The sequence below is a fragment of the Microvirga sp. HBU67558 genome (assembly GCF_018069605.1).
GTDB classification, from domain to species: Bacteria; Pseudomonadota; Alphaproteobacteria; order Rhizobiales; family Beijerinckiaceae; genus Microvirga; species Microvirga terrae.
Window position 1 is genome coordinate 1 of sequence record NZ_JAGPUP010000405.1, and the last position, 8,269, is coordinate 8,269.

Genomic DNA, 8,269 nt, shown 5'->3' on the forward strand with positions numbered 1-8,269 from the left:
ATGCCGCTCGTGGCGCTCTGGTACGAGGCCACGTCCCAGCCCTCGCCGCCGTCGATCAGGTCGGCCCCGGTGCCACCGTCGAGCCAGTCGTGGCCCGTGCCGCCGTTGAGAATGTCAGCTCCCGCACCGCCCGCAAGATCATCGTTGCCGGCACCGCCCTTGAACACATCGCCGCCGGCACCTCCATTGAGCGTGTCGCTGCCGTCATTGCCATTTAGGTAACCACTGCCATGAAGGACGTCGTCGCCGCTCGAGCCTGATACAATCTCTATCGCGTAATCGCCGGTATCATCGTGAACTTTCAGCTGGAGCCTGTAACCAGGATCTGGGAACTTGCCGTCCGGGCCCCTGGGCGCCCAGTAGGTATTTTCGTCCGGGCCCAGGACGAAGCCGAATTCGCGACCGTCCAAGAACTTTAGAATCCACTGACCATCCACTCTATCCAAAGTGTAGATGAGCTGATTGTTCTCGATGCCCGCGTAATGACTTAACCCGAGATACATAACTTCAGGGTTGGCCATCGCCCACCCCGAGGGAGGTTGCCAATTACCTGCCGTAGGCGGAGAGGCTGGGAACGGAAAGAAGCCCCCCTTGATCCCGTATGGTATGCCGTTCTCGGTCACGCCGTCGACTTCGTCACCGCTTGGCCTCGTAAAGAAGGTTTTGAAGATCATATTCGACGCCGTCATCCTCCCCAATCGAGGTGAAGATGGACCCGAACAGCCAGGTGGTGATTGCAGTCATCGCCTCATGGAGTTCCTCGTCGCTCAGCTCGTCCTCTTCATCATCCCCTGATCTCCCAGTGGAGCCGCCGCCCGAACTGCTGCCTCCTGAGCCGCCGCCCCATGCACCAACCTGAAACTCCAAGGAATTAACCTGAACCGCCGTAGCCCCCCGAGGACCATGGCCTCAAGCATCTCTATCGCTCTCGACAGATTGTCTGCCATTGATTTCTCCTGGTCTGCTTGCTGCAGTGGAGATCGCCCCCCATTCATGGACCCGTTGAACAGTCCTTCGAGCGTCCCACGGGAACAATGTTACAATATTCCTAGGTAGACGCAAGAGGCGCATGATGTCTCCGAGAGCACAAAGAATATTTCAACTTGTGAGGGAAAATACCGGTAAACTTTCACATGATTTCGAGAGCTTGAGGCAGGCGATTTAGGATCAAGTCTCCCGCCTCGACAGCCCTCTCCTCCACTAGACCGCTTCACGACTCACTCGCGTCTTCAAGCTTCGCGACTTGTCGGTTCGATTCGGACGGAAGCGCTGCAGTCACGAATTATCCCGGAAACCAGGGATTCCCTGGATTTCGGTGCTCTCAAGGACCTTTCCTCGGTTCCTGCCCCCTGCCCGCCCGATTGATGCGCCGGCACAACATCTGGGCTCCTTTTGACGGGACTCTCAGCCGGCGAAGCTTGGCCGGCCGAAAAACCCGGAACGGATTCTCAGAGGAGTCTCTGTGGCTTAGCTAGTTTTCCACATTCTTAACACTCTCCACACTATATATAGTTGGAACCGTGAGCCACGACACAAGTTCTTGACGTAAGGCTCGCAACACGACTAGCTTGCCGGGGTACCGACCAGAGACCGGTGACCGACCCGAATAGGCCGGTTGAAACTCCCCAGAGTGAGCGTCAGAGCCCCGTGGCAATCGCATTGCCGCGTGACCTGTGGCGCCTCGGGAAGGCCGTAACTCAGGCGTGTTGCGAGTGGCGATCCGGGAACAACGGATCGTTGGGGCGTCGAACAACAATTGTGGGCTGATGAGCTGCGGGGCAAATCGCGGCCATGGGGATGTTTTGTCCCCAGAACTTAGGAATGTGACCTATGCGGATCGAGCGGCGTTATACGAAAACCGGCCAATCGCCTTATTCCTCCCTCGCCTTCCGGCTCGCCACGAGCGAGATCCGCAATCCGGACGGCTCGGTCGTCTTCCGGCTCGAGAACATCGAGGTGCCGGAGACCTGGAGCCAGGTGGCGTCCGACGTGCTGGCCCAGAAGTATTTCCGCAAGGCCGGCGTTCCGGCCCGGCTGAGACGAGTCGAGGAGAACGACGTCCCGTCCTGGCTGTGGCGCTCCGTGCCCGACGAGGCGGCGCTGAGCGAGCTGCCGGAGGACCAGCGCCTCGGCTCCGAGATCTCGTCCAAGCAGGTCTTCGACCGGCTCGCCGGCTGCTGGACCTACTGGGGCTGGAAGGGCGGCTATTTCTCGTCCGAGGAGGACGCGCAGGCGTTCTACGACGAGCTGCGCTTCATGCTCGCCAACCAGATGGTGGCGCCCAACTCCCCGCAATGGTTCAACACCGGCCTGCACTGGGCCTACGGCATCGACGGTCCCGGCCAGGGCCACTTCTACGTGGACTACAGGACCGGCAAGCTGACCAAGTCGAAGTCGGCCTACGAGCACCCGCAGCCCCATGCCTGCTTCATCCAGGGCGTCGAGGACGACCTGGTGAACGAGGGCGGCATCATGGACCTGTGGGTCCGCGAGGCGCGCCTGTTCAAGTACGGCTCCGGCACCGGCTCCAACTTCTCCAAGCTGCGCGGCGAGGGTGAAAAGCTCTCCGGCGGCGGCCGCTCGTCCGGCCTCATGAGCTTCCTCAAGATCGGCGACCGCGCCGCCGGGGCCATCAAGTCGGGCGGCACCACCCGCCGCGCCGCCAAGATGGTGGTGGTCGACGTCGACCATCCGGACATCGAGAGCTACATCGACTGGAAGGTGAAGGAGGAGCAGAAGGTCGCCGCCCTCGTGACCGGCTCCAAGCTCGGCAACAAGCACCTCAAGGCCATCATGAAGGCCTGCGTGAACTGCGAGGCCGAGGGCGACGCCTGCTTCGATCCGGAGAAGAACCCGGCCCTGAAGAAGGAGATCAAGCTCGCCCGCCGGGTCATGATCCCGGACAACTACATCAAGCGCGTCATCCAGTTCGCCCGCCAGGGCTACACGGACATCGACTTCCCGATCTACGACACCGACTGGGATTCCGATGCCTACCTGACCGTCTCAGGGCAAAACTCCAACAACTCCGTGTCGCTCACCGACGACTTTCTGCGCGCGGTCGAGAACGATGCCGACTGGCACCTCACCGCCCGCAAGGACGGCAAGGTGGTGAAGACCCTGAAGGCCCGCGACCTGTGGGAGCAGATCGGCCACGCCGCCTGGGCGTCCGCCGATCCCGGCCTGCACTTCAACACCACCATGAACGACTGGCACACCAGCCCGGCCGGCGGCCGCATCCGCGCCTCGAACCCGTGCTCGGAATACATGTTCCTGGACGACACGGCGTGCAACCTCGCCTCCGCCAACCTGCTGCAGTTCTTCGACCGTCAGAACCACAAGCTCGACGCCGAATCGTTCGAGCATGCCTGCCGCCTGTGGACCATCGTGCTCGAGATCTCGGTCATGATGGCGCAGTTCCCGTCGAAGGAGATCGCGCAGCTCTCCTACGAGTACCGCACGCTGGGCCTGGGCTTCGCCAATATCGGCGGCCTGCTCATGACCATGGGCCTGCCTTACGATTCCGACGCCGGCCGCGCGCTCGGCGGCGCGCTCACGGCGATCATGACCGGCGTGTCCTATGCGACCTCCGCCGAGATGGCCGGTGAGCTCGGGCCGTTCCCGAACTACAAGGCCAACGCGAAGCACATGCTGCGCGTGATCCGCAACCATCGCCGCGCCGCGCACGGCGAGGCCACGGGCTACGAGGGCCTCGCGGTCAACCCGGTGCCGCTCGATCACGCCTCCTGCCCCGACCAGGATCTCGTCGTCCATGCGAAATCCGCCTGGGACAAGGCCCTGCAGCTCGGCGAGAAGAACGGCTACCGCAACGCGCAGGCCACCGTGATCGCGCCCACCGGCACGATCGGCCTCGTGATGGATTGCGACACCACCGGCATCGAGCCCGATTTCGCGCTCGTGAAGTTCAAGAAGCTCGCCGGCGGCGGCTACTTCAAGATCATCAACCGGGCGGTGCCCGACGCCCTGCGCGCGCTCGGCTACCGCGAGCATGAGATCGCCGAGATCGAGGCCTATGCGGTCGGCCACGGCTCCATGCGCCAAGCCCCCGCCATCAACCCGGGCTCGCTTCGCTCCAAGGGCTTCTCGGACGAGAAGATCGACGCGGTGGAGAAGGGCCTGAAATCGGCCTTCGACATCAAGTTCGTCTTCAACCGCTGGACCCTCGGCGAGGACTTTTTGACCGGCACGCTCAAGGTGCCGGCGGACAGGCTCAACGATCCGTCCTTCGACCTGTTGTCCTTCCTCGGCTTCTCGAAGGCCGACATCGAGGCCGCGAACATCCACATCTGCGGAGCGATGACGCTCGAAGGCGCGCCGTTCCTCAAGGTGGAGCACTACGCGGTGTTCGACTGCGCCAATCCGTGCGGCAAGATCGGCAAGCGCTATCTCTCGGTCGAGAGCCACATCCGCATGATGGCGGCGGCCCAGCCGTTCATCTCGGGGGCGATCTCCAAGACGATCAACATGCCCAACGACGCCACGGTCGAGGATTGCAAGAACGCCTACATGCTGTCCTGGAAGCTGGCGCTGAAGGCCAACGCGCTCTACCGCGACGGCTCCAAGCTCTCGCAGCCGCTGAACTCCGCCCTCATCGCCGATGAGGACGAGGATGCGGAGGACGCGGCCGAAACCCTCGCGGCCCTCCCGGCCGCGGCGAAAGCCGCGCACGTGTCGGAGAAGATCGTCGAGAAGATCGTCGAGCGCGTGGTGGCCCTGCGCGACCGCGAGAAGATGCCCGACCGCCGCAAGGGCTACACCCAGAAGGCCGTGGTCGGCGGCCACAAGGTGTACCTGCGCACCGGCGAGTACGACGACGGACGCCTCGGCGAGATCTTCATCGACATGCACAAGGAAGGCGCCGCCTTCCGGGCCATGATGAACAACTTCGCCATCGCGATCTCGCTCGGCCTGCAATACGGCGTGCCGCTGGAGGAATACGTGGAGGCCTTCACCTTCACGCGCTTCGAGCCGGCCGGCTTCGTCCAGGGCAACGAGCGCATCAAGTCCGCGACCTCGATCCTCGACTACGTGTTCCGCGAGCTCGCGGTCTCGTATCTCGCCCGCAACGACCTCGCCCACGTGGACCCGTCGGAAGCCGGCCCCACCACCATCGGGTCGGGCGAAGCCCAGTCGAAGGCCCCGGAGCCCGCGCCCGCCACGGCCATCGTGTCCCGCGGCTTCACCCGCGGCTCCGTCGACCGCCTCATGCTCATCCCGGGCGGCGGCGGCAGCGCCGGAAGCGTGACGCAGCGCTCGCCTGGACTCACGGTCGGCGCGAACGCCCTGAAGGGCGAACTCGCTCAAGCCCCCGTGCAGGTGGAGGAGCAGGTCGGCGAAGCCGAGATGTCCAAGCTCGCCTTCGCGGCCCCGACCGTCGCCGACCGGCGCGCCGAGGCCAAGATGAAGGGCTATGTCGGCGAATCCTGCCCCGAATGCGCGAACTTCACGCTGGTCCGGAACGGGACGTGCTTGAAGTGCGATACGTGTGGCAGCACCACGGGGTGCTCGTAAGAGCTCCGGATCTAAATTAAAACTGCTCTAAGTAGATATAAAATAGGCTTGGCTCAGAAGGCCAAGCCTATTCTTTTTGGGAGCACCTGAACTTGCATTAACTATTTACGAATCATCTGCTGATATGCAAATGTTCTGTAAATGTTCCGGTGATTCATGGCTGAGAAAAGCGCCATAGAGTGGACTGACGCTACTTGGAACCCGGTGACGGGGTGCACCAAGATTAGCGCAGGGTGCGACAACTGCTATGCAGAGCGCTTTTCTGAGCGTTTCCGTGGCACTCATGGCCACCCGTTCGAAACTGGCTTCGACTTAACTTTGCGCCCAGCTCGTTTGGAGCAACCTCTGACTTGGCGTCAGCCAAAGATGATTTTCGTAAACTCGATGTCAGATCTTTTCCATAAAGAGGTCCCGAAATCGTTTATCGAGAAAGTGTTTGACACTATGGAACGTGCACATTGGCATACGTTCCAAGTTCTAACTAAGCGATCATCGCTGATGCGGAACTTTCTCAAACAAAGATATACTTCGGGCCAAGGCCCCGCTCACATTTGGTGTGGGGTTTCGATTGAAGACGGCACAAAAACTTCTCGACTTCTCCATCTTCAAGATAGTCCAGCAGGAGTAAGGTTCCTCTCAATAGAGCCTCTAATCGGCCCGGTCGGATCTCTTAATCTTACAGGCATTGATTGGGTAATCGTTGGGGGAGAGAGCGGCCCAAGAGCACGTCCAATGGATCCCCAATGGGTTCGGGACATCCGAGATCAATGTAAAGCCGCTCATGTCCCCTTCTTCTTCAAACAATGGGGTGGACAGCGACCTAAATCTGGTGGGCGGACTCTAGACGGACGTGAGTGGAGTGAGTTTCCATCAACCATACCAGAGGTTGCACGAGTCGCCGCAGAATGAGTAAACGTCCTAAAGACAATAGCGTTGGACCGTGGGCAGTAGAGAAGTTGGAGTCATTACGAAGGGGTCTGGGATACTGGACTACTTACCTCAAGAACCAGCCTTATTGGCAAAAGATCTATATAGATGCATTTGCTGGTCCGGGTTTGTCCGTTGTTCGAACTAAACCCAAGGACGATCAGGAACAGTTACCTGTAATTGGGGACCTTTTTTCCAGTACCGTTGACGAGGCAGATCCAGTTGAGGAGGAGGTAAAATACCTCAAAGGATCTCCCCGTGTAGCTCTCGACCTTCCGAACCCTTTCGATCTTTACATCTTTGTAGAACGTGATCTTCCGCGCCTTAGCGAACTCGAAAGTCTCAAAGAAGAATATCGAGGAAAGCGGAATATCGATATCCGCCCGGGTGACGCCAACAAGGTACTTCTCGACCTCCTGAAAAGCGGCTTCAGTAGGCGCACCCATAGAGCCTATGCGTTCCTCGATCCATTCGGATTACAGATGCCTTGGTCAACTATCCAAGAACTAGCTGCAACCAAGGCTATCGAAGTGATGATTAATTTCCCAATGGGAATGGCAATCAGACGGATGATGCCGAGATCCGGCGATGTTCCAGAAGGATGGGGCATTTCGCTCGATACGTTCTTTGGATCACCTGATTGGCGCAAGTATGCATATGAGGAAACGACGGACTTATTAGGAGCAAGAACAACAAAAATTTTAGACTCTGAGGTTCGTCTTTTGGAGTGGTATCGCTCTCGCTTAGAGAGCGAATTTGGCCACGTCTCTGAGGCCCAACTTATTACCAACACGCGCGGTGGACGGCTTTACTATCTCATATGGGCCGGGCCACATACGGCAGGCTTAAAAGGTGCCAATTACATTTTGACTATGAAGGCTCGTGGAGGCCCAAAGCGTCAAAACTAGGTGCATCTCACGAGACGATTATAACGAAAACGACAACACTCATGCACACGAGCACAACCTCCCCCTCCTAACAGATTGACGCGAAAATCCAGCACCTGAATAACTAACGCTGCGAGACGCTGGCGCGGGTCTGGGCTCTCATTCGGCAGGCCGTGCCTGATGCGGTCGAGGCGTTGGAGCGGAGCGCTGATGCACCGCAGAGTACAACGTACGGCAGAAGTTCACAGCCACAATTCGACTCCTGGTTGCGTGTCAGTTAAGCTTTCAACTCGACGCAGCAACTAACACAGGAGGGGCATATGGCTGGACGTTTCCAAATCAGATGCATCAATAAGGATGATCGCAGAAACGTTTATGAGTGCATCACCCACGTCGGCGGAGTTGGCACAACACACTGGCGACTAGCTGTGGAAGATGTCATCCAGCGCATCGAGAGCGGCGCAGAGAGCTTTGATGTGAGCCGCCCCCAAGGCGACACGGTCGATGTGATCGTAGCAACCCGCTCAGAACGCAAATATCTTAAAACCAAGGCCGATGGTGGTGAGCCTAACAATCTCTTAAGCCTCCCAGAGTGCTCTGTTTAAGCGCTCACCAACATCAATAAAGCCGTCATGGCCGGGCTTGTCCCGGCCATCTCGCTCTGAAAAGCGCGGCGCTCCAAGCCATCGGGATCACCGGCACGAGGCCGGTGATGACGTGCGGAGGGTCTGTGCAACGATATGTTCTTCTTTTGTTCTTGACAATCCTCCTAACCTGGGCTATATCATTGGGCAGATCGGTTCCGACGAGGGGCGCGCTCGAGGCGTTCGTAGCGGAGGGAACCGGCACGGTCCCGCGGCAGGCCTCGCAAGCTTGTCGGCGGGAGGCCCTTGGTGCTTCGGGCTGCCAAGTCTAAACGCCTA

6 protein-coding genes are annotated in these 8,269 nt (G+C 59.5%); 4 read left to right on the plus strand and 2 right to left on the minus strand.

From position 1 onward, the window contains the following. Together KBI52_RS03210 and KBI52_RS03215 are read right to left on the minus strand one after the other, a co-directional pair. Positions 1–521, minus strand: a 521-nt coding sequence (locus tag KBI52_RS03210; protein WP_371823104.1) for a calcium-binding protein, incomplete at its 3' end; no start/stop codon positions are given. A gap of 115 nt (positions 522–636) precedes the next feature. Continuing rightward, positions 637–867 (minus strand): hypothetical protein, encoded by a 231-nt coding sequence (locus KBI52_RS03215; RefSeq protein ID WP_210805254.1) that lies wholly within the window; start codon positions 865–867, stop codon positions 637–639. A gap of 963 nt (positions 868–1,830) precedes the next feature. On the opposite strand from KBI52_RS03215, the gene KBI52_RS03220 reads away from it, so the two are divergent. The 4 genes from KBI52_RS03220 to KBI52_RS03235 all read left to right on the plus strand — a co-directional run bounded on the left by KBI52_RS03220 (position 1,831) and on the right by KBI52_RS03235 (position 7,951). Then, positions 1,831–5,532, plus strand: a complete 3,702-nt coding sequence (locus KBI52_RS03220) for a vitamin B12-dependent ribonucleotide reductase (RefSeq protein WP_210805256.1) — start codon at positions 1,831–1,833, stop codon at positions 5,530–5,532. Positions 5,533–5,688: 156 nt separating this feature from the next. After that, positions 5,689–6,441: a DUF5131 family protein gene (locus KBI52_RS03225; protein WP_210805258.1), complete on the plus strand. Its 753-nt coding sequence runs from the start codon at positions 5,689–5,691 to the stop codon at positions 6,439–6,441. Beyond that, complete coding sequence (gene tcmP / locus KBI52_RS03230; protein ID WP_210805260.1) at positions 6,438–7,367, plus strand: three-Cys-motif partner protein TcmP; 930 nt, start codon at positions 6,438–6,440, stop codon at positions 7,365–7,367. The genes KBI52_RS03225 and tcmP overlap by 4 nt, the downstream gene beginning before the upstream one ends. Positions 7,368–7,666: 299 nt before the next feature. Further along, on the plus strand, positions 7,667–7,951 hold the full coding sequence (locus KBI52_RS03235) for a DUF3892 domain-containing protein (RefSeq protein ID WP_210805262.1): 285 nt from the start codon (positions 7,667–7,669) through the stop codon (positions 7,949–7,951). The last annotated feature ends 318 nt before the right edge of the window (positions 7,952–8,269 follow it).

Bases quoted from the DNA above. Each gene is read 5' to 3' on its own strand.
- KBI52_RS03220 (WP_210805256.1), top strand. From the start codon at position 1,831: ATGCGGATCGAGCGGCGTTATACGAAAACCGGCCAATCGCCTTATTCC.
- KBI52_RS03225 (WP_210805258.1), top strand. From the start codon at position 5,689: ATGGCTGAGAAAAGCGCCATAGAGTGGACTGACGCTACTTGGAACCCG.
- tcmP (WP_210805260.1), top strand. From the start codon at position 6,438: ATGAGTAAACGTCCTAAAGACAATAGCGTTGGACCGTGGGCAGTAGAG.
- KBI52_RS03235 (WP_210805262.1), top strand. From the start codon at position 7,667: ATGGCTGGACGTTTCCAAATCAGATGCATCAATAAGGATGATCGCAGA.